The following is a 25,183-nucleotide window of genomic DNA, read 5'->3' as shown; positions in this document are numbered from 1 at the left end:
GGGCCGAAGTTCCGTTGACTCCGGGCCCCGCTAGTGGTGTGGTTTATTACTAGGAGACTAAACCACACCACTTAAGCGGAATCGGGTGTGATGACCTTGGGGGTCAAATATTATTTATCTTCGAAAATCTGGTAGCAGATTGCACCTTCAGTATCTGCGGGAACCGGGTTGCCGGTTGCGTGGCAGAAAGTAGGTACAACGTCAGCCAGCCAACGGGGACGATCGTATACGTAGCCCTGTTTAACACCGGGTCCACGCCACATCATAACGTTCTTCAGGGAACCGCATCCGGATTCACCGGTGGGGAAACCGTAGCCGTGCTCAGCCATGTATTCAGGCTTGAGAACGTAAACAACGTCACCGGCCTGCTCGCCGCCCATGCCGAAGACTTTTGCGTCTTCTTTGGGGATGGCGCACATTACCGGGCGTTCACCGGTTTCGGGGTGTTTGTAGTCATAAAGAGCATCGATAATTTCGTTACGTACCTTTTCGTAATCTTCATCCTCAACAATACCGCCGGGGAACTTGGACTTGAGGTTGACATAGACGAACATGTAACGCTGAGGAACAGCTTTGGATTTTTCAGGAATGAGTTCGTAGTTGAAGCCTTCGGACTCATCAAAGAAGTTACCGTCGCCTTCACGAGCTTCATAAGCGGTCAGGCCAGCCTGTTTCAGTGCTTCAGCAGTGTTGAGGATCGGTCCGATAGGTGTTGCACCGTGGTCGGAGATCAGGCAGGTCAGCGTATCTTCGGGCATAGCTTCCATCATGATGCCGAGGTATTTATCTTCGATCTGGTAGATGGCGCGCTCAAGGTTCATGGCGTGTTCGCGAACTGCTTCGTCATCGCTGTCCATCTGGTCGAGGAAACCGTGGTAGAACCAGTCGATGAGGTGGGTGTGCATGTAAACCAGATCCCAATCCGGATTATCCTTCATGAGGGTGGTCAGAACTTCGGTCAGCCATTCGGAGTGGAACTGAGCCAGCTCAATGATGGTTTCGTCATCAATGATGCCGTTGGCATGACCGACAAAACCCATGTCGTTGGCGAGAATATTCTTAGTGAAATCGACATTCTTGAGAGCGTCTGCAGGAGCGCAGTAACCCTGAGTGCCGTTGATTCCGGAGATGTAAAGTTTGAAATCATCACCATCATCGGAAAGTTCCATCAGCTTGCAACGGAAGTAACCGGGCTCGATGCGACCATCGGATTCAATGGGGAACTGGTACTCAACAACATCACTCCACTCTTTCAGCTTAATAGTGAAGAATGCTTTGGAGAAATCTTTTTCAGGACAAAGTGCGAAGATGTCGTAACCATCATCATCGGATTCCCAAGTCAGGCCGTACCAGGTCTGAGGCTTGAGGGGATCCATGGCATGGCCGAATTCCATGGGAATAACCATTTCCAGAGGTTCCTGATCTTCAACTTCTTCAGGGATGTTTTTCCAGCCTTCAGCTTCTTCGAAATGGGCCTGAACACCAATGGGGTAGAAGTCAGTAGCTACGCAGGATTCAGCACAGAGCCATTCCTTGTGTTCGTAACCTTCAATCTGCCAGCGGTGCTCAGCAGCGGAAAGGCCTTCACCCTGAACCATGATGCCGTTTTCCATTTTGGAAGGCCAGGAGGTGGGGTAGTTGACAACAATAGATTTTTTACCGGCCTTGTCCCATGCATCCCAGATGGTCTGGGCTGTCAGCATGTCGGAACCGAAAGCCTGAACGCACTTGGAGAAGTGAAGGGACTCACCTTCGTTGTAATAGTAGTAGTCTTCTACGCCGTGGGTGCGGGGGAACGCGCCGGTGCAGATGGTAGCCCAGGACGGAGGGGTAACTGTGGGCATGTTGTACCCTTCAGTCATGTAAGACCCTTCAGCCTTGAACTTTTTAAAGTTGGGCAGTGCGCCTTCCTCAATGAGAGCTTCAAGTCTCTTGGGGATTGCGCAGTCAAATCCGAGCAGTGCTACTCTTTTAGCTTGGTCTGCCATTTTCTTTCTCCTTTTATTTCAACTACTTATGATTTTTCTCTTGCGCAAAGGGAGACCCCTGAGAGGTTACTCCGTCAGGACTCGAGGGGTGTTTCCCTTTGCTACGCGAGGTTGTTTATTTCTTAGGTTTGCAACACATTAGAAGTGCGTTGTCTTCTTTGACCATCTTGAACCATGATGCCACAGCAAATCCGATGGGGATAAGCATGAGTGCTCCGGCAAAGTTCGCAAAGATCTTAACCGGCCCGAGACCTCCCATGGTGATCGCTGCCAATGCAAGACCAGCCTGAACAGCAGCCCAGTAAAAGCGGTGACCTCTGGTGGGTTCATGTCCGGGAACCAGTTTGGTGGTTGCTGCGCAGGAAATGATATATGCGCAGGAGTCAACACTGGTTGCCAGGAAGATGGTGGAAAACACGCAGTAACCGATGAGTACAACGGAACCTGCGGGCAGTGTGCTGAGAACCGCAACCAGAGCTGCGGGACCGCCGCTGGCTTTGAGTACGCCAACAGCATCAACAACGCCATTGAGCTGAGCCCACATGGTGTAACCGCCAAATACAGCGTGGATCATGTAAGAACCAGCGATACCGCCAGCCAGACCCATGCCGATTACGTTTCTTACAGTACGTCCGCGAGAGATACGGGCGATGAACAGACCCATGAAAGGACCGTAGGAAGCCATCCACAGAGCGTAGAAAATCGTCCAGTCCTGCGGGAAGGAGCCATCGGTGTAAGGATCGGTCCAGAAGATCATGGACCAGAAGTTACCCACCATGTTCCCGAAGGAGTTGGTGAAGTTGTCCATAATGAATACGGTAGGACCTGCAACGAGGCAGAAGAAAACCATGGACAGCGCAATGACAACGTTGGTGTCGGAAAGGATTTTAATACCTTTCTTCAGACCCATGGAAACACTGGCGGTGAAGATAACAGCACTCACAGCAAGAATGAACATTTCCATGGTGAAGCTCGGCTCAATGCCGAGAGTCTTAGCCAGCGCATGGTTAACAATAGGAACGGAAACGCCCATAACCGCGGCATTGGAGAACATGAGACCGATGATGAAGAACACCTCGATTCCCTTGCCGATGCCGCCGTTGACTTTTTCGCCGAGTACAGGCTCTGCAGCGGCGCTGATACGCAGAACAGGCTTTTTACGCTTGTAGAACATGTAGCAAATGGGCAGTGCGGTAACCATATACCAAGGCCAGGTTACGGGTCCCCAGTGCAGCAGGACGTAGGACATGGCCCACTCAAAAGATTCCCTGCTCAGGGGTTCTGCGAATTTTGGAGGATAAGCCAGGTTGAACAGAGGCTCAACAATGGACCAGAACATAACCGCACCGGCAACACCGGAGCAGAACATCATGGCGATCCATGAGAAGTTATTAAATTCAGGCTTCTCATCTTCTTCTCCAAACTTGATGTTGCCGTAGCTGGAGAACATGAAAAAAGCGCAGAGAAACATCATACCTACGGTAACCCACAGATAGATGGTACCAGTGTTGCTGGCGAAAGCGCCGTACGCAGCCTTGAGAACTTTTTCACTTGCTTCGGTAAACAAAATGGAGCACGCGATAATTGCGAACAGCACCAGCGTTGCCGGAACAAGAATTTTTAAATCTGGACGAAGGTCCGCCCCTTCGCCTTTACTACTTGTAGCCATACTTCCTCCCTTAAGTCAGTACGCTTGCAACTCTTTTATATAACTAGCTTTTAACTAAAGAGCATGTGTTGATTGTGCTATTTTGCAACTGCCGGTCATCCGGCAATCACCCCTTGTGCGCATGATAATCATACTAATACGTCTGCAGCCGCATTGCCCCTCTCTAAGCAATAACCGGGCCAAAACAGTAAGGACTCACCAAAACCAGCGCACAGCTTGTGAAAGTTGGCGCAATAGCCCGAATTAACATTCTCAGCTGTACGCGACTATAGTGTCGTAAAAAACAGTAAAATGGACAAAAGCCCTGCCTTACCAAGGGTCGAGCCGTCTCGCGACAAGATTGTCGCTATGACACAAAAAATGTCACTTATTATTGATTCCCCTTAGATATCATACTCCACGAGTCTATTTCTAGTCTACGCTAAGTAACAAAGTAACAAGAACAGCCTTATTTGCATGCAGAGTTCCTCAAACAGCCTTATGATATACGTATGTAGCATACATTTTTATTATCCCCGGTTGATCTTTTCCATTCTGTGCCGTAAAAAATAAAGTTAACTGCAAACTCTTTCCTATAATGGTAAAAGCCAGCAAACAATCCGCACCGGATTTCATTAATAACAGAATAAGGAAAACCGCCTATGCCAGATCCTGCAAAAAAAAGATTGTCAGTGTTTACCCTCTCCCTGATGACCGTAGCCGCAGTGTGCAGTCTGCGCGGGCTGCCCATGATGGCCCGTGAAGGGCTTTCCATGATCTTCTACATTCTTTTCTCAACTCTCATATTTCTTATCCCGGCCTCACTAGTCGCAGCGGAACTGGGCGGGGCATTTTCCAAAGAGTCCGGCGGAGTCTACACTTGGGTCAAGGCAGCCTTCGGCTCCAGATGGGGATTCACGGCAATCTGGCTGCAATGGATTCAGAATGTTGTCTGGTATCCCACGGTTCTGGGTTTTGCCGCCGGAGCACTGGCTTATTTATTCATGGACCCCGGACTGGCCAACAGCGGAGCCTACACCGGCTCCATAATTCTGATCGCTTATTGGGGTGCCACCTTCATCACCCTTGCCGGGACCGATATCGTCAGCAAAGTAACTAAATATGGAGTGCTGCTGGGAACAGTGCTTCCGGGGATAATGATCATCGTCCTAGGACTGCTTTGGGTGAATATGGGTAATCCCATGGAATTCATGCAGGTCTCCCCGGCTGTTGAAGCAGCGGAAAAAGCAGCAGGGGAACTCCCTCACGCAAGGCTTTTTCCCAGCATCAGCGGATTGGGAAGCGTGGCCTTTCTGGCCGGGATCATCCTCCTCTTCGCCGGGGTGGAAGTGCATGCTGTCCATGCCAATGAATTGGAAGATCCCGGCAAGCAATTCCCGGAATCAATGTTTCTGGCTGCGGGAATAATCTTTCTACTTTTCACGCTGGGCTCCCTTTCCGTAGCGGCAGTGATCCCGGCCAAGGAAATCAGCCTGACAGCGGGCCTCATGCAGGCCTTTGAAATGCTGCTTTCCAAATTCCACATGGACTTCATGACCCCGGTAATCGGACTGCTGGTTTCCTTCGGGGCCATCGGCGGAGTAATGTCATGGATCAGCGGTCCCAGCCGTGGACTTTTACATACTGCTGATCAGGGCGAACTGCCTCCCCTGCTGGCAAAAACCAACAAGAATGGAATGCCCATCAACATCCTCTTGGTTCAAGCCGTGATCGTCAGCCTGCTTGCCGGACTCTATTTCATAATGGATAACGTGAGCGTGGCTTTCTTCATGATTTCAGCCATGACCGTGACTCTGTATCTGGTCATGTACATTCTGATGTATGCCGCAGCCATCAAACTCCGCTACACCCGGCCCGACCTGCCGCGGACTTATAAGGTCCCCGGCGGGCTGTTCGGGCTTTGCGCTGTTGCGGGAATCGGACTGCTGGGTGTATGCTTCGCCTTAATTGTCGGATTCTTCCCGCCCACAAACCTCAAAGTGGGTAATCCGGCACTGTATGTGGCTCTGGTGGCCGCAGGTATGATCGTTTTTGTGGGCCTGCCTTTACTGATTAATGCTTTGAAAAAACCAAACTGGAAGCGGGACGAAGAATCGGACTGAACCAATTCATCTGCAAACAATAAAATCAGGAGATACAAAATGCTGCACGAAAAAGACAAGATACGAGGAGAGCTTCTGGATGACATTTACGCCTCATCAGACCTCTCTGTAACGCTTCCAAAATATAAATTTCCTGAAGAGGAACACCTTCCAAGGGATGTGTATCAGGTAGTTCATGATGAATTGATGCTCGATGGTAATTCCCGCCAGAATCTGGCGACCTTCTGCTCCACATGGGTAGATCCTGAAGTCCACCAGCTCATGGACGAGTGCTTGGACAAAAACATGATCGACAAAGATGAATATCCCCAGACAGCAGAACTCGAAAACCGCTGCGTTCACATGCTGGCCGATCTCTGGAATTCCCCGGATGCCGCAAACACCCTCGGCTGCTCCACCACCGGATCATCCGAAGCAGCCATGCTCGGCGGCATGGCCATGAAATGGCGTTGGCGTGAAAAAATGAAAGCGCAGGGCAAACCCACTGATAAACCGAACATGATCTGCGGTCCGGTACAGATCTGCTGGCACAAATTCGCCAAATACTGGGATGTGGAACTACGCGAAATCCCCATGGAAAAAGACCGCTTGATCATGAGTCCCGAAGAAGTGATCAAACGCTGCGACGAAAACACCATCGGCGTGGTACCCACCCTCGGGGTAACCTTCACCTGCGACTACGAACCGGTCAAGGAAGTCTGCGCAGCTCTGGACAAACTTCAGGATGAAACCGGACTGGATATCCCTATTCATGTTGACGGAGCAAGCGGAGGCTTCCTTGCCCCGTTCTGCGACCCGGACCTTGAATGGGATTTCAGACTTGAACGGGTGAAGTCCATCAATACTTCCGGTCACAAATTCGGTCTTTCCCCGCTGGGAGTGGGCTGGGTCATATGGCGTGACCGCGAACACCTCCCGGACGACCTTATTTTCTGGGTCAACTATCTGGGCGGCAACATGCCTTCTTTCGCCCTTAACTTTTCCAGACCGGGGGGCCAAATCGTTGCCCAGTACTATAACTTCCTACGGCTGGGCAGGGAAGGTTACCGCAAAATCCATCAGGCCTGCTACGATACCGCCGCATACCTTGCCGATGAAATCGAAAAGCTGGGCGTGTTCGATATCGTTTACAACGGCAGGGGCGGCATACCCGCAGTATCATGGTCGCTGAAAAAATCCGTAACAGGATTCAACTGCTACGATCTCTCGGATAAACTGCGCTCCAGAGGCTGGCAGGTTCCGGCTTATTCCATGCCTGCCCACCGGGAAGATCTAGTGCTGATGCGCGTTCTGGTCCGCCACGGGGTCAGCCGCGACATTGGATCACTGCTCATTGAAGACATGAAAAGATGTCTGGATTACTTTGAGAAAAACCCGGTGACCAATTCACTGGGCGCTGAATACGGCGGGTATTCGCATAGCTCTTCCAAGTAAACATTTAATCCCGGACGAACTCAGGCTTATTCTGAGTTCGTCCGGGATTAACATCATACTTTTTCATAAAACATCGGGAATTAATTATCTTTTTCTCCGGTCAAGACGCTCAATAATCCCTTTTTAAATAGCATGGACACTTCCCGGCACTCTTTGGCAGAGGGGTCCTCCAGCTTAAAAATTTCCAGCGCAACTATCTGCATTCCCACATAATAAGCAAGAGAACTTTTTGAAGCCCCATTACCATGTGCTTCAAGTCTCTTCAGGTGTTTTTTGAGAGCATAGTACACGACTTCATCAGCCTGAAGCAAAGCCTTACCCACATCGCGATTGCGACCTCCCTCGGTCAACAGTTCAAGATAGAACTGTAATTCCCCGTGCTCCTCAGGATCCAGAATGGCCGAAATGGTAAAATCAACCAACTCCTCAACAGAACCGACATTTTTCAAAACTTCGGCATACTCCTGTGCCTGCTCCAACTCCCGCTGTGCAAAATGAAGAACCATCTCATCCTTTGAACGGAAATAATGGTACACAGTGCCGGGGCTGAGTCCTGCTTCTTTGCAGATATCCGCCATGCTTGATTGGTGAAACCCTTTAGCGGCAAAACATTTTCCGGCAGCCTTGAGAATCTGCTCCCTACGTTTGATTGTTCCTTCCTGATCTACTTTTCTGGGCATTGAATCCTCATTTGTAGAATGGTTGTTCGAATTTTATTGACATGACTTCCTGAGCTATGTCAAACGGAACTCATACGGTTTATCGAGCAATCATTCGAATAATAAAGATTGAAGGAAACAGTTCTGAAAGAACAACTGCAAAACTAACGAGATAGAAATGCCATCCCTAAAAAAAACCAGCCTGTATTCTATAGCAGCAATTACAACTGCCGCCGTAATCTTTGTCTGGCTCTGGCGTATGGATGAGATTCAAGCCATTGCAAACTCAAACACATCTGCACAGCCGGCTTTACGGGTAAGTGTCCACGAAATATCCAACGGCCCGGTATCCAGCTGGGTCATGGCTGAAGGCCGAGCCGAGGCAGTGCGCAAATCCTCCCTCCAGTTTGAAGAACCCGGTAAAGTTGTCTTCATCGGTCAAGACAAAGACGGAAATCCGCTGCGGGAAGGTACAAGGATATTCGGCCCTGCGAATGATTCAAGCGGACAGTTGCTGGCCCGTATAGACTCCCGTGACAAACACTCGGAAGTTTCCCAATGCGAAGCGGACTATCTCGCCGCCCAGCGTGAACTGGACGGACTGCGGGCCACCATGAAGCAGGCAGAGGAGACCCTCACTGAAGCGGAACAGGATCTCAAACGTAAGAAACAACTTTTCGAACAACAATTCCTCGCCCGGAACATGTATGATCAAGCCCGCTTCCGCTTCACAAGAGCCAAAGCCGCCCTTTCCGTGGCAAAAATGAATATCGCCACAGCACAGGCCAAGCTTAATAGTGCCCGCGCGGAACTGCGCAAAGTCAGCCGTGCACCGGAAAAGCTGGAACTGCGCGCGCCCTTCAACGGGATCATCGCCCGCATGAACATCAAAGTCGGTGACTATTTCCAACCTTCCGACGTAAACCGTTCCAGCAAAGCTGAACTTGCCGCCAGTGCGCCCCTGACCATCATTGATCCCAGCGAAATGGAACTGACCCTGCACATCCCTGAAAAACAGGGCCGCAGGGTACGGACCGGACAGCAAGTAGTGGTCACACCCGGCTTTGAAGGCTGGCCCAAAGGAACCACCCTTGAAAACGCGCCCAAAGCAAAAGGGACAGTCTGGTCGGTCAGCCCGCAGATTGACGGCAAACGACGGGCCGTCCGGGTCAAAATCCGCCTGAAGCAACAGGAAACAATCATCCCCGACGGCATGTTCGCCACCTGCTGGATCATGGTCGAACACAAAGAGAGCGCCCCGCGCATCCCGCTGAATTCCATGCTCTACGACGGACCGCAACCCTATGCATTTATATGTGAAAACGGCACTGCCCGAAGGCGCAATCTGCGTACCGGGCTGCGCGACAACCGCTTTGCCGAAATCCTACACGGGCTGAAACCGGGAGAACTGGTGGCTCAGGGCGGACGCAAAAAACTGGTCAACGGAGCACCCGTTTCCATCATCAAGCAAAATAAGACCACGGAGAATGAAAATGTCGAACACTAAAACAGATTCTATTTTCTCATTCTTTTTCCTGCGCAAGGTCCCGGCGATCATCTGGGGGCTGGTTCTGACTGGCTTCGGGCTGGTGGGTTACAATTCCATGAGTAAGGAAGCATTGCCAGATCTTGAGATTCCCACTTTTTACGTGACCACCGTCTGGGAAGGAGCCAACTCAGCCATGGTGGAAAAATCAATTACCCAGAAAATTGAAAAGGAGCTCCGCGGCCTAAAAGGAGTAAAGCGAGTCCGTTCCACTTCCACTTACAGTTCTTCCTTAATCATCGTCACCTTTGAAGCGGACTGCTCCATTCAGGACAGCAGGCAACTCCTGCGTCAGCGGGTGGATACCGCCAGAAACGAAATGCCCAAAGACACCAAACCGCCAAAAATAGACTTTTCCACAGTTAACGACATTCCAGTCACAACAGTAGCTCTTTCCGGTGAAGTAGGCCGGACCGTGCTGGAAGAATTAGGAACATCTCTGCGCCGGGAACTGCGCAGGATTCCGGGTGTGCGTAAAGTAAACAAAGTCGGCATTCGTAAGAAAGTCATCCATATCCAGCTCCACCCGGACAAACTAAAGGAGTACGGCATCCCGGCTTCGGTTGTACGCGATAAAATAACCAGTAACGGGGTGGACGCACCATGGGGTAAATTTGAAAACCGGGACCTCAACTTTTCCCTCAGAATGGACGGGGTATATAACGAACTTGAAGACCTGAAAAAACTATTTATTGGGAAACGGTTCGGGGGGGGGATTGTCCGGCTGGACGACATTGCCACGGTCAGCAGAAGCCACAGAAAAGGGACCGAACAGGCCGCCCTAAGCTGGGAAGGAGAAGATTTTGAAACTGTTGTCGGGCTGGAAATTCTCAAATCACCGGGCTATGACACCATCGATCTAGTTGAAAAAGTCCGCAAGGAACTCAGCAAAACCCAAAGCGGCTCTATCTGGCCCGAAGGAGTCCACTGGCGACTTACAGGCAATCAGGCCGAAATGATTGAAACCGAACTGAACCGTGGGCTGACCAATGGCTGGCAGGCCATGCTGGCGGTCTTCTGCGTGCTGCTGGTCCTGCTTACATGGCGCGAAGCCACTGTTGCCGCCCTCTCTGTTCCGCTGACCCTGCTCGGCACAGTAGCCATCCTCTGGGCCATGGGCTACACCTTCAACCTGCTGGTTATCATCGGCATGATCATCGCACTGGGGCTGCTGGTCGACGACTTCATCCTCATCATGGAGGGCATGCACGATGCCCTGTTTCTTAAAGGAATGAACTTCACCGAATCGGTCAAATACACCATATCCACCTATGCCGTACCTTCTTTTTCCGGTTCTCTGACCACTATTCTGGTTTTTACCCCGCTGGCACTGATCCCCGGTGTCGACGGAAAATTTATGCGCATAATCCCGGTTACAGCCGCAGTCTGCCTTGTTGTTTCTTTTGCTGTCTCCATCATCATCGGCCCGGCCCTGTTGCGCCCTTTTCTCGGCAAAAGAGGCAATCATGAACCGGGATTTGTGGATCGACTCTCCCACAAATTGGAAACAAAGCTGACCGGCTGGCTCAGGACAAATGTCGTAAACAATAAAAAGCGGGCCGGGCTTTGGCTGGGCGGTGCCTTGGGGGTTTTTATGCTGAGCATAATGGCCACCGAAGGAATGCGCGCAACCCTATATAACGATGAAGACGGCCGCACCATCGGCATCAGCATAGAGTTGGCTTGCGATACACCCATTGAAGAAACAGCACTGGTGGCGGAAAGGCTCAGTCCCATCTTGCAGAGCAAACCTTACATTCAAAACGTCATGCGCGTGGTGGGAGGCAAGGACGCCTATTCAAAGTCCTCGAATTTCGATCACATGCGCGGCGAACAGACACCGCATATAATGGGCTTCGGCTGCTACTTGATTCCCGGCAAGGACCGGGACCGCATCGGCTTTGACTATGTGCCGGAACTAAAAAAAGAATTCGAAGACGCGCTTAAGGACCAGCCCGGCGCAAAGGTATACATCAATGCCCAGCGCGGCGGCCCGGAAAGCGGCGACCCCATTCAAATTCAGATCAACGGGACAGATTTCAGCAAACTGCGGTCCATCGCACAGGATATTAAGGAAGAACTCAACTCCATCCCCGGAATTTACGATGTGCGCGACAATCTAGGCCCGGCCCGCTCCGAACTTCGCTACACACCCATGCGCGAAGCACTGGACCATCACGGCCTGAGCACAAATGAGCTGGCAAACCAGATGATGGTTTACATGGAAAACGAAAAGATTGCCGACTACCAGCTCCCGGGCACCAAGGACGACCTCGAAATACGCATCGGCACATGGTGGCCCAGCCAGAATGGCAAAATGGCTGGTCCCAAAAGCTGGCACGAGCTGGCAGGACTATCCATCATCAACGAAAAAGGTGAATCCATCCCGCTGGAAAGCATAGCAAATCCGCACATGACCACCGCCACGCCGCTCATCCTCCATGCCGACGGCAGACGGGCACTCACCGTGCTGGCAAAAAACAAGGGCATCTATCTCCCGGAAGTAGTAGAAAAGATGCACCCGGTCTTAAAAGAAATGCAGCGGGACTGGCCCGAAGGATACACTTATACCATCATAGGCGATGAGGAAGCGGACGAAACCTACGCCAACATGTTCAAAGCCTTCTGCGGGTCAATCATCCTCGTTTTCGCCATTCTGGCCCTGCTCTTTGATTCCCTGCTCTATCCGCTGATCATCCTAAGCACGGTGCTCTTTGCGCTGGGGGGAGTCTTCTTCGGTTTCATGCTCTTCGGACTGCCCTTTTCCTTTTCAGCAGCCATCGGCATCGTGGCATTGGTGGGTATCGTGGTCAACGACGCCATCATCGTGGTGGAAACCATCCGCAACCATCTCAAAACAGGAGTCCCTCTGTTCGAAGCCGCAGCACGCGGCGCCGCAGACAGACTGCGCCCCATCACCAGCACCACCATCACCAACTTTGCCGGACTGACCCCGCTGGCCCTGTCCGACCCCGGCTGGGCACCCATCTGCCAAGCCATCATCTTCGGCGAAATCACTGCCACAGTAGGGGCTATAATCCTTATCCCGGCTCTGTTTGTTGTTCTAACCCGCAAGGAAAAATGTGCCGAATCCATGCGCACAATTACAGCCTGACAAACGTACTCCCAACCAAAGCAAATCCCCCCAGCAGAATTAATTCGGCTGGGGGGGATTATATGACACCATTTACATTTGATTCAGACAATCTTCGCAGGCTTCACCCTCTTGAGCTTCAGCTGCTGCATTTTTGGTCGTTTTTTCCAGAATAAGATCAACCTTCTTTTCGAACTTTTCCGCAGGAAGGTAACCACGCACAGTAACGCCATTAACAAGAAATGTAGGCGTGGCGTTTATCTTGAACTCTCTGGCTTCTTTTTCGTCAGCCAGCAAATATTCCTGCACTTGAACAGAATTGAGACTTTTCTGAAGCAGGTCATGATCAACGCCGACTTCTTCAATAATCCTATTCAGAACAGCACCGGATTTATCTTCATAAATTTCTCTCTGACGTTCAAAAACGAGATCATGGAATTTATACGCCTTTTCCTTATCAAACAGGGCTACTGCCTCAAAAACAAGGGCCAACTCGCGGGACTTTTCATTCATGGGCAGGTGCTTGAAAATAAGCCTGTACTTTTCAGGCTGCTCTATGGCCAGCTTGCTGACCACACTTGCGCCCTTACTGCAATAAGGACATAGAAAATCGGAATATTCTACGATAGTTACCGGGGCATCAGAATTGCCAAGCATTGGTCTTCCGTCCCAGATTCGAGGCTTGAAAGAATTTTGTATTTCCGCTTCAAGCTGGGCTGCACGCTTAAGCTTCTCCCGCTCGCTTATGCCTTCTTCAAGAATTACCAGCATATCCATTTTTCTCTCACGCATGGCATCAAATACAATCTGGGGATTTTCGCGAATGGCCTCGGCAATCTGCTCCTTTAGCATCTGTTTGTTAACGCAACCGGAAAGCATGACAGCAACCGACAAAATCAACATAATTCGCTTCAACATAGATTCCTCTCCAGCAATTTAATAAAAAAACTTCATACGGCCATAGGGATTTTTACTTTTGTATTTTGCAGATCTCACCCCGCCATAAGCTGCATCTGAAACACCGGCAAGAGTATTGCCATAACGATGAACCCCACCACCGCACCCATCACCAGAATCATGACCGGCTCCAGCATGGAGGTGAGGTTCTTGACCAGCTGATCGACCTCGCGTTCATAATGTTCAGCAATTTTTCCGAGCATAGTGTCTAAGGAACCGGACTCTTCGCCCATGGATATCATTTCCGTCACGTATGCCGGGATGACCCCGCTCTCCTTAAGCGGAGTCGCCAGCTTGCTGCCCTCGCGGACCTCGGCGGTCGCCTTTTCCACAACTTTTGAGACAGCCACATTTCCGGTAACTCCAGCACTAGACTGAAGCGCGGACAGGAGCGGAACACCGGAACCGATCAAGGTTCCCAAAGTACGGCACCAGCGGGCCATGCTGACCTGTATGACAATGGGGGCGAGAGCCGGGATCTGAAGTTTGACGGAATCAATGCGCATACGTCCTGCCGGGGTGGAACCGATCTTTTTCCATGCAGGGATAACGACCACCAGAAACAAAGGAAACAACCACCATGTCTGCTGCAAAGTGTCCGAAATACCGATGAGCATACGGGTGGCAACGGGAAGTTTCTGGCCCATGCTGGAAAACATCTGAGCGAATCTGGGGACCACGAGCAGCATCATGGTAATGATCGCCCCCACCATGGCTATAAACATGATGGCCGGGTAAATCATGGCCCCGGAAACCTTGGAACGCAGGTCTTCCTGAGCCTCGCGCATAAAAGCCAGCCTATCCATAGCCTGATCCAGCATGCCGCCTGCCTCTCCTGCCGCCACTAGTGAGACATAAAGCGTATCGAAATGTTTAGGATATTCGGACAAGGCCCGCGATAAGGGCATGCCCTCGCGGACGCGGGAATTGATGGTTCCTATAACCTCTCCCAGCACAGTGCCTGCGTTCTGGTCCTGCAAAAATGAAAGAGCCCGCACAAGCGGAAGGCTTGATCCCAACAAAGTGGCAAACTGGCGGGTAAAAGAGGTTACCTGCTTGTAACTGATACGCTTACCGAAAAGTGATTGGCTCTTTACCCTTCCCTTCTGTTCTTCCCCCGGCCCGCCGTCCTTACGTTCCACCCGCAGCACTCTGGCTCCCTGCCCGGAAAGTTCACGCTGCACAGCTGTGACATCAGCAGCTTCCATCTCGCCAGAAAGTTGCTTGCCGTCTTTGATAGCCGTATAAGTAAACGTTGCCATGGGTGCTCCAATTACAAAATTTAACTAATTATCCTGCGCCATACGATAGACTTCTTCTTCCGTGGTCAGCCCCCTTGCCGCCTTGGCAAGGCCATCCTGAAGCAGGGTGCGCATGCCTTCCTGCTGTGCCTTGGCTCCAATTTCAGCAGCACTGGCCTGATTTTGAATAAGCGTCTGGATGGCTGGAGTATTGATAAGCAACTCGAATATTCCGAGCCTGCCCTTGTAACCGGAACCTTCACAGATATCACAGCCCACAGCCTGCCACTTGCCGTCCGCTCCCTGCTTCTTGCAGTTGGTACACAACCTACGCAGAAGCCGCTGAGCCATTGCCCCAGCCAGAGTGGGAGCGGCAAGGTAAGGAGCAATGCCCATCTCCACAAGGCGGGTGATGGCTGTAGGAGCATCATTAGTATGCAGGGTGGAAAGCACAAGATGGCCTGTCAGGGATGATTGGATCGCAATTTCAGCGGTTTCCAAATCACGGATTTCCCCGACCATAATCACGTCCGGGTCCTGACGCAGAATGCTCCTCAGAGCTGCCGCAAAAGTCAGCCCTACTTTGGGATTGACCTGAATCTGGTCGATGCCGCGCAGCTGGTATTCAACAGGATCTTCCGTGGTGATGATTTTTAATTCCGGGGATTTGATGTAGTTCAACGAGGCATAGAGCGTAGTGGTTTTCCCGGACCCGGTCGGCCCGGTCACGAGTATTGCACCGTGGGGCCGATGGACGAGTTTTATCCACATCTCGAGCATCTCCGGTTCAAAGCCTACGTCCGCGATATCCACCTTAATGGATGACTTGTCCAAAATACGCATGACCACACCTTCGCCGAACACGGTGGGGGTGGATGCCACGCGGATATCATAATCAGACTGCTCCATTTTCAAACGGATACGACCATCTTGGGGAATCCTACGCTCGGCAATATCCAGATTGGACATGATCTTGATCCGGGAAATGATGGCTGCCTGATATTTTCTGGGCACGGTATTGACCACATGCAGGATTCCATCCACACGAAAGCGTATTTCCAGACCGTCCTCATAGGGCGAAATATGGATATCCGAAGCTCCCTGAGCAATGGCGTCGCGAAAAGAATTATTGACCAGCCGGATAACAGGCGCGGCCTGAGCCATATCCCGCAAATCCTCCACATCATCCATGGAATCAAGGCCATCATCCAGACTGGTGAAGACCCCCTCCATGCCTTCGCCGGAATAGGCCCGTTCCAGAGCATCCACAAGATTATCCGCCGGAGCGAGAACCATGTGAATGTCCATTTCCAGAGCCTGCTCCATTTCGGACACTGCTGTTCCCAGAAAAGGCGTTGCAACGGCCATGCGAACCATCCCGTCCTGTTCCTTTGCCAAAGGAAGCAGCAGATGGCTCTTTGCAAAACTCTCAGGCACAAGCTGCACCAGTCCCGGCTCGGCAAGATAGGTTTTGTCGAGTTCCATCCACTCCAGACCGATAAACTCCGCCGTACTCCTGAGCGCGTCCTGCTCAGACTCCCCGGCCTGCCTGATGCGCTGCCACCAAGCCCGGACCCTGTCGGGAGAGGACAGATCGTAAGGTGTTGCCGGAAGGAGTTTCATTTCTTTTTCCTGCATGTCTCTTTCCGGGGCTAGAGGTCGAAAATAAGACCGAATTCATCCACAGCCATAGGACTCTGAGTCTTGCGCAGTCCGCTCATCTCATCTGCCTCATCCGGCGTGGCGATCACGTATGGAGTCAGGAACAACAGGAGTTCCGACTTGGTCATCTTATCATCCTGAGTACCGAACAAAGGACCGAGTACGGGCATGTCACGCAAATAAGGAGCTCCCTTCTTATTCAGACCGCCATTAACGGTCATGAGACCACCGATAACCAGAGTCTGGGCATCCTTGACCAGCACGGTTGTTGAAGCCGCACGATCAGTGGACTGCCATTTATCCGGGTCGGTCTCATCCGTGACCAGACTGGACAGAGTCTGGTCAATCTTGAGAGTAACATCCCGGTTTTCCGCAATGGTGGGTGTGATATTCAGCTGCATACCGAATTTGCGGTGATCATAGGTTTTGATCACATTCTGCTGGGAAGTCATAGAGGTCTGGGTCAGCTTGAGAATGGGTATTTCCGTGCCCACGGCAATGCTTGCTTTCTGGTTATCCAAAGCCACAATATGCGGTGCGGAGACCACGCGGGAGCTATCGTCCGAGGCAAAAAAATTCATCATCATCTTAAAATTATCTGAGTTGATAATGGAGAATTTAAGGGCTTCCTGCGCTGTATTGGCGATTCCGGTGGGATCAAAAATATGGCCGAAATCCATAGCCCCTTTGAGATCGGTACCGTCCGCGTTGGTATTGAACATCCACTCGAAACCGAGCTTGGTTTCATCGGTCAGAGTCACCTCCACAAGGTAAGCCTTGATCGAAACCTGCATGGTGCGGACATCAAGCTTGGCTACAATTCTGGAGATATCTGTATGCACGCTTTCCGGGGCAAGTACGATCAGGGAGTTGGTCTCCTCCATGGCAAGAATCTGGACCTTACTCTGGTTAGCCTTGACCACCTTTTCCGTATAAAGCTTGGTCAGGAGCGGAGCCACGGTCTTGGCCTCAATATATTGCAGGGAATAGGTTTTGGAAGAAGGCAGGGAGCCGGGTTTGTCTATGTGGCTGATCAACTTCTTAATCTTATTCACATTGGCGGCAGTATCTGTAAACACAATATAATTGTTTGATTTTCCCGAAAAAATAGACCCTTCAGGCGACAGAATCTGCCGAAAATCAGCGATCACGTCAGCTGCTTTCAGATACTTGAGGGTAATAACCTCAGTACTCATCTGGTCGCCGCCCACAGTGATGGAATCCACATTCAGCCCTTCATGAACAGCCGTGCTTTTGGAGACTACCTTGTAGTAACCGCTCTGCTGCACAAGGGTATAACCTTTCATATCCAGCACGGAAAACAGCAACCGCAACGCTTCCAATCTGGTTACGGGCTTCGGGGAAATAACTGTTACCGGACCCTTGAGTTGAGGATTCGGAATGAACGTCTTGCCCATGAGATGTGAATAAAATTCCAGCACGGCCATGATATCCGTCTGCCTGAAATTGATCTCGATCAGATTTTTCCCCGCAGGTGCGGCATGGGCAACATATCCCGGACCTTCAGTCACAGGAACGGAAAAAACGCATATCATCGCCAGAATGACAAACCATCGTATGCAGTGGGCAGCTCTCATCATGGATTCTCTCATCTTATATTTTCCTGAATGTTAACCTGTTTCGATTTCCGTGAAAATCAGGGAATCAGAATATCCACATTCATGGGGTTTCCTTTACGAATGATTGTCAGAAACACGTCCTTACCGATTTTATTTTTCAATATAGCATCGACCTGCGGTATCGACCCCACGGGCCTGCCGGAAACAGCCAGAAGCAAATCCCCCCGCAGCAGACCTGTATCCTTGCGCACAACACGGGCCACTTTCAGCCCGCGACCAGACTGAATTCCCATATCTTTCCGTTCCATTTCAGTCAGAGGAATGAGGTACACCCCCCAACCCTTGATATTTACGTTGACGCCTTTGGCTGCTGCATCCGAAGGAACTGAAAGCGTATAGGAACTCCCGCTCCCTTCAGAGATACCAGCCTCACTCATCAGACTTTCAGTCTGCGCTTCCCACGCGGTATTCATGGGTAATGTTACATTCTGATCATTTCGGGCCAAGGTCACATGATTTGAAGCGATTTCCACAAGTATGCTCTCCCTGACCAGCTGCCCCAAAGTAACCAAAGTGCTTGCACCGCCATTGATTCCACTGATTATTGCATAGGACTTGCCTGCCCCCGGCATAGTCGCCATAAGGGATAGCCCGGAAACATTCGGTCCGGGAGGCAAATCAGGAGCCGTTCGTTTGTAGGAACGATGCACCAGATGAAGCTGGCCGTACTGGAAAATATGACGCCGCTTAGTGGTGAAAAATGAATAATGAGGATAAGCTAAAGGATCGGACGGTGGATGTTCACGGGTGGCATCCACATGATTCCTCACTTGAGGATGCGGTGCGGGAAGGGAAAGAATAAGCACTGCACCGACCAATGTCAGGGCCGCGACAATAAGCGCTATCCTGAAAAAAGCGTCCGCAGCGTTTTTGTGCAGATATCTTTCCATGCCCATGATCAGCCCCCTGCCCCGTGCGTACCGTTTGCATGCGACGTACAATTGTACACCTTGCGGACATATTGCCAGTCAATGATATCGGCCTTGGGAACGACCACATCATATCCAAGCTCCTGCTTGAAGAATGTCTCATATTTCCTGAAATACTCATCCAGAGAATTATTCACTTCCGGTTCGACGCAAGAATAAGCCTGTACCTGAGCAGGAGTCAGGAACCGAACACTCTTCAGGATCTTCCTGATAGTCCCTTGTGAAACCCCTTGAGGGTTATTGCCACTCAGGTACTGCACAGCCTCATCCGGGTGTTGCTCCCACCAGTGCACAGCCCGCGCAAAACCGTTTATGAGGGTTTCAACCGCCTTTTCATTGCCGGGCAAAGCATCTTCACGCAGGACCAGAAACTGCAAAGTCCAGTTGTCCACATCCTCCGGTCCTGCCACAAGTCTGGCGATGCGAAGTTTCTGCAATCTACCGACATATGGTTCAAAGGTGACGCCCGCTTCAATGAGTCCGGCTTCAAGACTTTGGGCCACTATGTCACGGGCCATATTGCTCACCGTTACATCAGAGAGTGACATGCCATTCTTCTTGAGAACTTCGTACAGGAAATAGTGGGCAGCTCCGCCTGTTTCCAAAAATACCGTCTTCCCGCGCAAATCCTTCACGGATTTCACAGGTGAATTACCCGCCACCATCAGCGCATCCCCGGCCTTGAACTTCGCCAAAGGAGCCACTATGCGCAGGTCCGCCCCTCTGGTGAGGAGCTGGACAAGTTCCAAAGCATGGGTGGCAGTCCCGTCGATCTCTCCGGCGTACAATTTTTCAAAATTCGTTTTTTCATGCTCAGAAAAATAACACTCAATGCGCGTGCCGTTTGAATGGAGCCATCCATTGTGCCGGGCTATCTCAAAAGGAGCGAATCCGATCCATGGCGGCATGGAGAGTACTAGTTTGACTGCGTGTTCCGCCATTTTGGAATCAACCCCGGCAGGAATGGAATACTTGCTGATCACCAAACCGCCCTGCATAGTGCCGCTCTTACCGGTCAGTGATATTTCCGAAACAACAAAAACCTGCGGCGAAGTTTCCAGATAATAAATAAACTTCTCAATAGCAGTGAACGGACCGCTGAAGGTCACATCCATGGGCTGACTGGACAGAAATCCATCCTTTTTTTTCGCTAAGGGACGGATTTCCTTAATGGTAATCCCGGTAATAGATGCATAATCTCTGATTTCATTATAAATATCCGAAGCTCCCCAATCCCTGCGATCCACGAGCTCCAACTGGCGTTTAAGGGATTCATATTCACCCTTAACCTGACGCAACTTTGCCTCCCGGTCCGGCAAAACCATGGCCTTGGGCGTGTTGAATTGAATTTCCTTCTTCAGATCGGCCTGTTCCTGAACCGTGGTTTCGTACATGTCCACGAGGGGAGCCAGAACCCCCATATACAACACCACGGCAAGCAAAAAAATGATGCATACGCCCAGAGCACGGCGGTCACGCGGATCAAGTTTGTTCCAAGAGGCAAGGAGAACGTTCATTGCGTTTCCCCCTGCTTCTTCTTGGGCTTGAAAAAACTTTGCCAAGCCGGAAAATCAAGCTCCACCACAAAACGGAATCCTTGCCCCTGTTCCAACTTGCTCATGGAAGCGAGTACCGCATTGCTAAAAATCTGTGCACTGCTCAGGTTCTCCAGCAGGGCCATAAGGCTGATTTCACTTCTCGCCTCCCCTTGCAGGGTAATCTTACCGGACTGATCAAGTCGCATGGTATTCAACTTAACCTGAGCCGGAACCGAATCACCGAGATCACGGAACACATGGGAAACAAAAGGCTTCTGCACCGTATATCTTAGTATTTCCCTGTTGCGTCTGACATACTCCCGCACCTCCATGGTCACCACGTCCGTGCGTTTTGCCAGAAACAAAACCTTATGTGCCTCCTGCTTAAGAACATCGGCATCCTGAGTATTCAAATGGATCACGGAAAAGAAAAGCAACAGGCAACCCGCAATGGCCCCCGCAAGTGCCAACCCTGGCCGCAAGTAGTCTTTCGGAGCAAGGGGAATACGCTCCCACTCTTCAAGACTTTCATGGAAAGAACCTTTCACATGGTTCATGTGCAACAGAGACAAAAGATCTTCATGGGAACGGAGATTTTCCACAGGAATCCCGGGCAAACCAGCTTCAATTGCTTCAGTGAAACCATCCGGCTCGCCGCCACCGGGAAGAATCCAAACCACAACATTTTCCGGCTTCGGCTTTTCTTCCGCCTCAAGTTCCGCGAGAATCACACCCAGCGCACTTGCCAGTGACGGACCTCCATCCGGTACCACCTGCCAGATCACGGGAACTTTCTTGTGGATGCAACACAGACGTGTTTCTCCTTTTTCGCGAGACACGAGCAGGGTCGGCCCGGAAACTTTCAGATCGAATTCAGGCAGCACTATGGTCGTAACCTGAAATCCCATACCCTTTGCTGTTTCCAGACATCCATGAAGATACTCATTGGAAATCCAGCCAAGAGTAGCGGTCATACCTTTTTTGCCGCCGTAACATCGGATCTCCCGGCCCCCGGTTTCAGGAGAACGGAACAAACGTTGACCGGCTTCCGTACCCAAAGCTGCCACTGCGTCCTTCTGTTCTTTGTCCGGGGTCGGGGTACGGCACAGCGCAACCATGGCCGAAGGAAGTACCATGCTACAGGGACGGGGAGAATTTGTGTCAGGTAATTGCGGCAGGGAAAGCCACTGCTTGTCCTTGGAAGAATATTCAAACGAAGCTGCGCAATGCCCATGCACGTCAAACACCAGAGCAGTCCGGGACTTCTTCCCGAAAGAATGGGGCAGAGGCATAATCTTTAGCAACTTCTTGAAATTCATACTGCAACCCCGTTCATATTCGTGGCAGGGACTCGGACTCCCAGCGGGTGAAATGCAATTCATCTTTGTCCACGCTGACTCTAGCAGTAATACGCTCCACAAACTTTCCGGGCGCGAATCCGGCCAGACAGGTCATGGTAAAATTCTTGGACTGCACGGTCAGAAAAGGTGTCAAATGTGAACTCTGTGCGGTAGCCCCTAACGTACTAAGTGCGGCGCTCACCGTTGCAAATCCTTTCCACCCCGAAAGACGGTAGGCTAGCAAAGTCTGCACCTGCCCGGTCGTAAAACCCACTGCATGAAGCACTTCCTTCCCGGCAGTATTGATATTCACCTTCCCCGAGGAAAAACAGGTCAGATAGCGCGCAAGACCTGCCTTCCCGCCGCCGTCACTCCCAGAAGGCCCATACAAAATATCCCGAGTCATTCCCTTTACCTGAAGCAGCTCGTCCAGACTTCGAATCGGTCCATCGACCTGCCCCTTGGCCATTACCACAGACGGAGGAGCCCCCTTGGTGCTGTTTCCCCGCTTCTTGGTCAGTAAAAGAGTGATATTAGCGGCCAGCACATTGGAAACAGTGGGGAATCCCTGCAACTGGTCCATGGTGGCAACATTGATATTCAAGCGCGACTCTTCATCAATTAGACCGTATTGCAACAGCTCAGCTTTTTTGCTTTTCTTCGTAACGACTGCATCAGGTCGGACAATGGAGTAATACCCCGGCCCGAACTTGATATCCTTATACAATGAATCCCCGGAAAACCACTTATCCGTAATGCTGTGCACGGGGTCACGGGCATGCTTCCTGATGATGCCCGCCGCTCTGTGAACACCACCACGCGCCAGATTGTAAGCCCGGCTATCCTGACTTTTCCAGCTTTCCACCTTGGTTTCGCATAAAGCCTCATAAGAAAAAGAAGCCGCCATGATGCTCAGAATGGCCATGACCCACAGCGTGACCACCAGAGCGAAACCCTGTTGGCTTGAAGACTGTGTTTGTCCGCTACCATTCTCATGCATCTTTTCAGCCTGCCTTCTGTTGCGGTGTTACTTCCAATAAAATCTGTGAACGATAAATGGCCCGCCGCGACGGTCCTTCCTTAAAATCCAAAACCAATCCGATCATTCCCGGACCTACTTTGGATGCGGTATTCAAATCTCCGGTAGCCCCCCCGCCATGCCCTCTGTTGGTGAGCTTGAAACGTATTTCAACCACCCCGGAACAAAGTTCCATCTTTGACAGAGGTTTACCTTTTTCAGGTTTCCCCTTTTTATCCTTGCGCTGTTCCCGCCAGAGTCTGTTTTCTTTAAGAACATACTGCACCCAAATCCGTTTTCCCTTTTCATCCAGAATAGGAAACTGGCATTTGGTTTTCTTGCAGATAATATCCGAAACCGCGCACAAAGGGTCCAGATTGCGAACGTCCCTGCCGAGCATGCTGAACGCGTAGGAAGCTGAACGCATGGGGGTGAGCATTGCCTGCGCCCCCTTTTCCACCCGCGTGGCCGTGACGAAAATAGAATAAACAGCTGTCAGTACCACCGCCCCCACGGTAATCGCCACCAGCAGTTCAAGCAGGGTAAACCCGCCCTCATCAGTAGTTGGTGATATCCGCGTTATCACCGGTTCCTCCGGGCTTACCGTCCTTGCCGTAGCTGAGAAGGTCAAAATCCGGGCTATGTTTGCCGGGAGATGTATATACGTACGGATTGTTCCACGGGTCCTTGGGAATGGTATTCTTGCTCATGTACGGACCATGCCAATTATCCGAAACAGGCGGCGTGGTGGGCTTTTTCACTAATGCATTAAGCCCCTGCTGGCTTGTGGGAAAATTCCCTGTGTCCAGCTGATAGCTTTGCAGGGCCATGGAAAAATCTTCAATCTGCGCCTTTGCCGCTGCAACCTTGGCTTCATCGGTCTTGCCGAAGAACCTTGGAGCCACGATGGACGCAAGCACGCCGATAATCACAATGACCACCAGCATCTCGATAAGTGTGAAACCGCGTTTTCCGGTATGCATCATGAAGCCCCCCAGCTAGTAGTGTTAACCGCCTTGGTGACCGGGACGTCAGCAGGCAGATGAATTCCTAATTTGATGACTTTGCCGTTTCTGAACAGGGTCAAGGCAACATTATCCCCCGGCCGCTTGCGTTGCATGATGAAAGTTGAATCCCGCATTCCCTGCACCGGAACTCCGTCAATTTCCAGAAGTATATCTCCGGGCTGAACGCCGCCCTTCTGCGCCGGGCTGTCCGGTTTACAATCCATAACAAGAAGAGCACGATCCTGATCCTCACTGGTCTCCTCTTTCCCTTCCTCTTCAATGACATGCATCTCCTTCTGGACAACTTTCAACTTGAGTCCAATCAAAGGCCGGGACATGGGCTGGTAACCGATATCGATGGGGTCCGCCTTGAGCTGACACCCGACCAGAAAAGCACCCAGCAAAAGAAAAAGTAGAATTCGGGAAAAACACAGATGCAAACGTCTATCTTGTTTCATTTTTTCGTATCCTTTGTCTGGGTTTTACTCTGCACAGGCAGGGTTTGCTCAACCTGAGCTGTCTCCAGAACATATTCATGCTCTCTGCCTTCCGTGAAGAACAACACCGTGACCATAACCCGGCTCACACCGGGATAATCATTGTCTTTTTTACTGACGATCTTCCACCTGCCGTGAGGCAGGGTTTCGCAGGAACCGGAGGTGGTCCCCGGTTTGATATTTCCCTGATTCAGAAAAGAAGCCAGCCGCATTTCCGCTTCCAGACCAGCCCGCTCATACCCCTCAACCTGAGACAAAGATGCGGTAGCCTGTGAATAAACACCTGCCACTGCAACAAGTCCGATAGAGAGAATAGCCATGGCAACCATTACTTCCATCAGGGAAAAACCGGAGTTACAAGATTTAGCGTACATACACACCCCCATCAGCCCCGGCTACGATCAGGTGCATGCTCTCCTGCTTCTCGGAAACCAGTTTGAGACGGGCAGGGGTAGCCGTTCCACGTGGGTAAAAAATGATACGCATCTCATAACCGGGAACAGATTTACCAAGAAGTTCCATACCTTCCACAGCCACTTTTGCAGGCAGCGAGGTCAGACTCAGGATCTCGCCCTTATCCCCGCTCAAAAGCTTCAGTTCTCCACTTTCACTGTTGATGACCACCACATGCTGTTTGCCTGTATCAGCCGCCCTGAACCGAGCCGAAGTGGCGATGGTCCCCAAATCGGATGCAGCAGCACGCAGAGTATTGCCCATGAGTTGTTCACTGAGACGCGGCAGAAGAACAGCCATAACAATGGACATGATGACCATGACCACAATGAGTTCCAGCAGGGTAAAACCATTTTGCCCGGACTCATTCTTCGAGTGTTTTTGAGGCTGAAAATCCATATCCGCTTCC

At 51.1% G+C, this 25,183-nt stretch carries 20 protein-coding genes; 4 read left to right on the top strand and 16 right to left on the bottom strand.

Annotation, left to right across the window (positions count from 1 at the left end; translation table 11 throughout):
* Window positions 1-110: 110 nt before the first annotated feature.
* Both D0S45_06125 and D0S45_06120 read right to left on the bottom strand, forming a co-directional pair.
* A complete protein-coding gene (locus D0S45_06125; protein ID TIH18129.1) occupies window positions 111-1,988 on the bottom strand; it encodes a phosphodiesterase in 1,878 nt (625 codons plus the stop codon).
* A gap of 115 nt (window positions 1,989-2,103) precedes the next feature.
* The gene (locus D0S45_06120; protein TIH18128.1) at window positions 2,104-3,657 is read right to left on the bottom strand and encodes a BCCT family transporter; all 1,554 of its coding nucleotides are present in this window, start codon (window positions 3,655-3,657) and stop codon (window positions 2,104-2,106) included.
* 641 nt (window positions 3,658-4,298) lie between these two features.
* Here D0S45_06120 and D0S45_06115 point away from each other — a divergent pair.
* Together D0S45_06115 and D0S45_06110 are read left to right on the top strand one after the other, a co-directional pair.
* Complete coding sequence (locus D0S45_06115; GenBank protein TIH18127.1) at window positions 4,299-5,759, top strand: amino acid permease; 1,461 nt, start codon at window positions 4,299-4,301, stop codon at window positions 5,757-5,759.
* Window positions 5,760-5,798: 39 nt separating this feature from the next.
* Window positions 5,799-7,193 (top strand): glutamate decarboxylase, encoded by a 1,395-nt coding sequence (locus tag D0S45_06110; GenBank protein ID TIH18126.1) that lies wholly within the window; start codon window positions 5,799-5,801, stop codon window positions 7,191-7,193.
* An 80-nt stretch (window positions 7,194-7,273) separates the two neighbouring features.
* On the opposite strand, the gene D0S45_06105 is transcribed toward D0S45_06110, so the two are convergent.
* A complete protein-coding gene (locus D0S45_06105; protein TIH18125.1) occupies window positions 7,274-7,873 on the bottom strand; it encodes a TetR/AcrR family transcriptional regulator in 600 nt (199 codons plus the stop codon).
* Window positions 7,874-8,030: 157 nt separating this feature from the next.
* On the opposite strand from D0S45_06105, the gene D0S45_06100 reads away from it, so the two are divergent.
* On the top strand, window positions 8,031-9,359 hold the full coding sequence (locus D0S45_06100; protein ID TIH18124.1) for an efflux RND transporter periplasmic adaptor subunit: 1,329 nt from the start codon (window positions 8,031-8,033) through the stop codon (window positions 9,357-9,359).
* Window positions 9,340-12,513, top strand: a complete 3,174-nt coding sequence (locus tag D0S45_06095) for an efflux RND transporter permease subunit (GenBank protein ID TIH18123.1) — start codon at window positions 9,340-9,342, stop codon at window positions 12,511-12,513. Before D0S45_06100 ends, D0S45_06095 begins: the two co-directional genes overlap by 20 nt.
* Window positions 12,514-12,585: 72 nt before the next feature.
* On the opposite strand, the gene D0S45_06090 is transcribed toward D0S45_06095, so the two are convergent.
* From D0S45_06090 to D0S45_06030, 13 genes are all read right to left on the bottom strand, one after another.
* Window positions 12,586-13,410 carry a disulfide bond formation protein DsbA gene (locus D0S45_06090; GenBank protein ID TIH18122.1) on the bottom strand — a complete coding sequence of 275 codons (825 nt, stop codon included), beginning with the start codon at window positions 13,408-13,410 and terminating at the stop codon, window positions 12,586-12,588.
* A 74-nt stretch (window positions 13,411-13,484) separates the two neighbouring features.
* Window positions 13,485-14,711 carry a type II secretion system F family protein gene (locus D0S45_06085; GenBank protein ID TIH18121.1) on the bottom strand — a complete coding sequence of 409 codons (1,227 nt, stop codon included), beginning with the start codon at window positions 14,709-14,711 and terminating at the stop codon, window positions 13,485-13,487.
* Window positions 14,712-14,735: 24 nt separating this feature from the next.
* Window positions 14,736-16,328 carry a type II/IV secretion system protein gene (locus tag D0S45_06080; protein TIH18120.1) on the bottom strand — a complete coding sequence of 531 codons (1,593 nt, stop codon included), beginning with the start codon at window positions 16,326-16,328 and terminating at the stop codon, window positions 14,736-14,738.
* A gap of 14 nt (window positions 16,329-16,342) precedes the next feature.
* Window positions 16,343-17,965, bottom strand: coding sequence for a hypothetical protein (locus D0S45_06075; GenBank protein ID TIH18119.1), 1,623 nt, complete (start codon window positions 17,963-17,965; stop codon window positions 16,343-16,345).
* 44 nt (window positions 17,966-18,009) lie between these two features.
* Window positions 18,010-18,888: a PDZ domain-containing protein gene (locus D0S45_06070; protein TIH18118.1), complete on the bottom strand. Its 879-nt coding sequence runs from the start codon at window positions 18,886-18,888 to the stop codon at window positions 18,010-18,012.
* Window positions 18,889-18,890: 2 nt separating this feature from the next.
* On the bottom strand, window positions 18,891-20,438 hold the full coding sequence (locus tag D0S45_06065; protein TIH18117.1) for a hypothetical protein: 1,548 nt from the start codon (window positions 20,436-20,438) through the stop codon (window positions 18,891-18,893).
* Window positions 20,435-21,841 (bottom strand): hypothetical protein, encoded by a 1,407-nt coding sequence (locus D0S45_06060; protein TIH18116.1) that lies wholly within the window; start codon window positions 21,839-21,841, stop codon window positions 20,435-20,437. Before D0S45_06060 ends, D0S45_06065 begins: the two co-directional genes overlap by 4 nt.
* A complete protein-coding gene (locus tag D0S45_06055; GenBank protein ID TIH18115.1) occupies window positions 21,792-22,799 on the bottom strand; it encodes a hypothetical protein in 1,008 nt (335 codons plus the stop codon). The genes D0S45_06060 and D0S45_06055 overlap by 50 nt, the downstream gene beginning before the upstream one ends.
* A 4-nt stretch (window positions 22,800-22,803) precedes the next feature.
* Window positions 22,804-23,490, bottom strand: a complete 687-nt coding sequence (locus tag D0S45_06050) for a prepilin-type N-terminal cleavage/methylation domain-containing protein (GenBank protein TIH18114.1) — start codon at window positions 23,488-23,490, stop codon at window positions 22,804-22,806.
* Complete coding sequence (gspG, locus tag D0S45_06045; GenBank protein ID TIH18184.1) at window positions 23,375-23,800, bottom strand: type II secretion system protein GspG; 426 nt, start codon at window positions 23,798-23,800, stop codon at window positions 23,375-23,377. Before gspG ends, D0S45_06050 begins: the two co-directional genes overlap by 116 nt.
* Complete coding sequence (locus D0S45_06040; protein ID TIH18113.1) at window positions 23,800-24,282, bottom strand: PDZ domain-containing protein; 483 nt, start codon at window positions 24,280-24,282, stop codon at window positions 23,800-23,802. Before D0S45_06040 ends, gspG begins: the two co-directional genes overlap by 1 nt.
* The gene (locus D0S45_06035) at window positions 24,279-24,707 is read right to left on the bottom strand and encodes a prepilin-type N-terminal cleavage/methylation domain-containing protein (GenBank protein ID TIH18112.1); all 429 of its coding nucleotides are present in this window, start codon (window positions 24,705-24,707) and stop codon (window positions 24,279-24,281) included. The genes D0S45_06040 and D0S45_06035 overlap by 4 nt, the downstream gene beginning before the upstream one ends.
* A complete protein-coding gene (locus D0S45_06030) occupies window positions 24,685-25,173 on the bottom strand; it encodes a type II secretion system protein (GenBank protein TIH18111.1) in 489 nt (162 codons plus the stop codon). The genes D0S45_06035 and D0S45_06030 overlap by 23 nt, the downstream gene beginning before the upstream one ends.
* Window positions 25,174-25,183 lie beyond the last annotated feature (10 nt).

The organism is Marinifilum sp. JC120 (genome assembly GCA_004923195.1).
Taxonomy (GTDB): Bacteria; Desulfobacterota; Desulfovibrionia; order Desulfovibrionales; family Desulfovibrionaceae; genus Maridesulfovibrio.
This window is presented reverse-complemented; position numbering and strand designations above follow the sequence as displayed.

Coding starts and splice junctions, on each gene's coding strand:
- D0S45_06125 (TIH18129.1), bottom strand. CDS start 1,988: ATGGCAGACCAAGCTAAAAGAGTAGCACTGCTCGGATTTGACTGCGCA.
- D0S45_06120 (TIH18128.1), bottom strand. CDS start 3,657: ATGGCTACAAGTAGTAAAGGCGAAGGGGCGGACCTTCGTCCAGATTTA.
- D0S45_06115 (TIH18127.1), top strand. CDS start 4,299: ATGCCAGATCCTGCAAAAAAAAGATTGTCAGTGTTTACCCTCTCCCTG.
- D0S45_06110 (TIH18126.1), top strand. CDS start 5,799: ATGCTGCACGAAAAAGACAAGATACGAGGAGAGCTTCTGGATGACATT.
- D0S45_06105 (TIH18125.1), bottom strand. CDS start 7,873: ATGCCCAGAAAAGTAGATCAGGAAGGAACAATCAAACGTAGGGAGCAG.
- D0S45_06100 (TIH18124.1), top strand. CDS start 8,031: ATGCCATCCCTAAAAAAAACCAGCCTGTATTCTATAGCAGCAATTACA.
- D0S45_06095 (TIH18123.1), top strand. CDS start 9,340: ATGAAAATGTCGAACACTAAAACAGATTCTATTTTCTCATTCTTTTTC.
- D0S45_06090 (TIH18122.1), bottom strand. CDS start 13,410: ATGTTGAAGCGAATTATGTTGATTTTGTCGGTTGCTGTCATGCTTTCC.
- D0S45_06085 (TIH18121.1), bottom strand. CDS start 14,711: ATGGCAACGTTTACTTATACGGCTATCAAAGACGGCAAGCAACTTTCT.
- D0S45_06080 (TIH18120.1), bottom strand. CDS start 16,328: ATGCAGGAAAAAGAAATGAAACTCCTTCCGGCAACACCTTACGATCTG.
- D0S45_06075 (TIH18119.1), bottom strand. CDS start 17,965: ATGAGAGAATCCATGATGAGAGCTGCCCACTGCATACGATGGTTTGTC.
- D0S45_06070 (TIH18118.1), bottom strand. CDS start 18,888: ATGGGCATGGAAAGATATCTGCACAAAAACGCTGCGGACGCTTTTTTC.
- D0S45_06065 (TIH18117.1), bottom strand. CDS start 20,438: ATGAACGTTCTCCTTGCCTCTTGGAACAAACTTGATCCGCGTGACCGC.
- D0S45_06060 (TIH18116.1), bottom strand. CDS start 21,841: ATGAATTGCATTTCACCCGCTGGGAGTCCGAGTCCCTGCCACGAATAT.
- D0S45_06055 (TIH18115.1), bottom strand. CDS start 22,799: ATGCATGAGAATGGTAGCGGACAAACACAGTCTTCAAGCCAACAGGGT.
- gspG (TIH18184.1), bottom strand. CDS start 23,800: ATGCATACCGGAAAACGCGGTTTCACACTTATCGAGATGCTGGTGGTC.
- D0S45_06040 (TIH18113.1), bottom strand. CDS start 24,282: ATGAAACAAGATAGACGTTTGCATCTGTGTTTTTCCCGAATTCTACTT.
- D0S45_06035 (TIH18112.1), bottom strand. CDS start 24,707: ATGGGGGTGTGTATGTACGCTAAATCTTGTAACTCCGGTTTTTCCCTG.
- D0S45_06030 (TIH18111.1), bottom strand. CDS start 25,173: ATGGATTTTCAGCCTCAAAAACACTCGAAGAATGAGTCCGGGCAAAAT.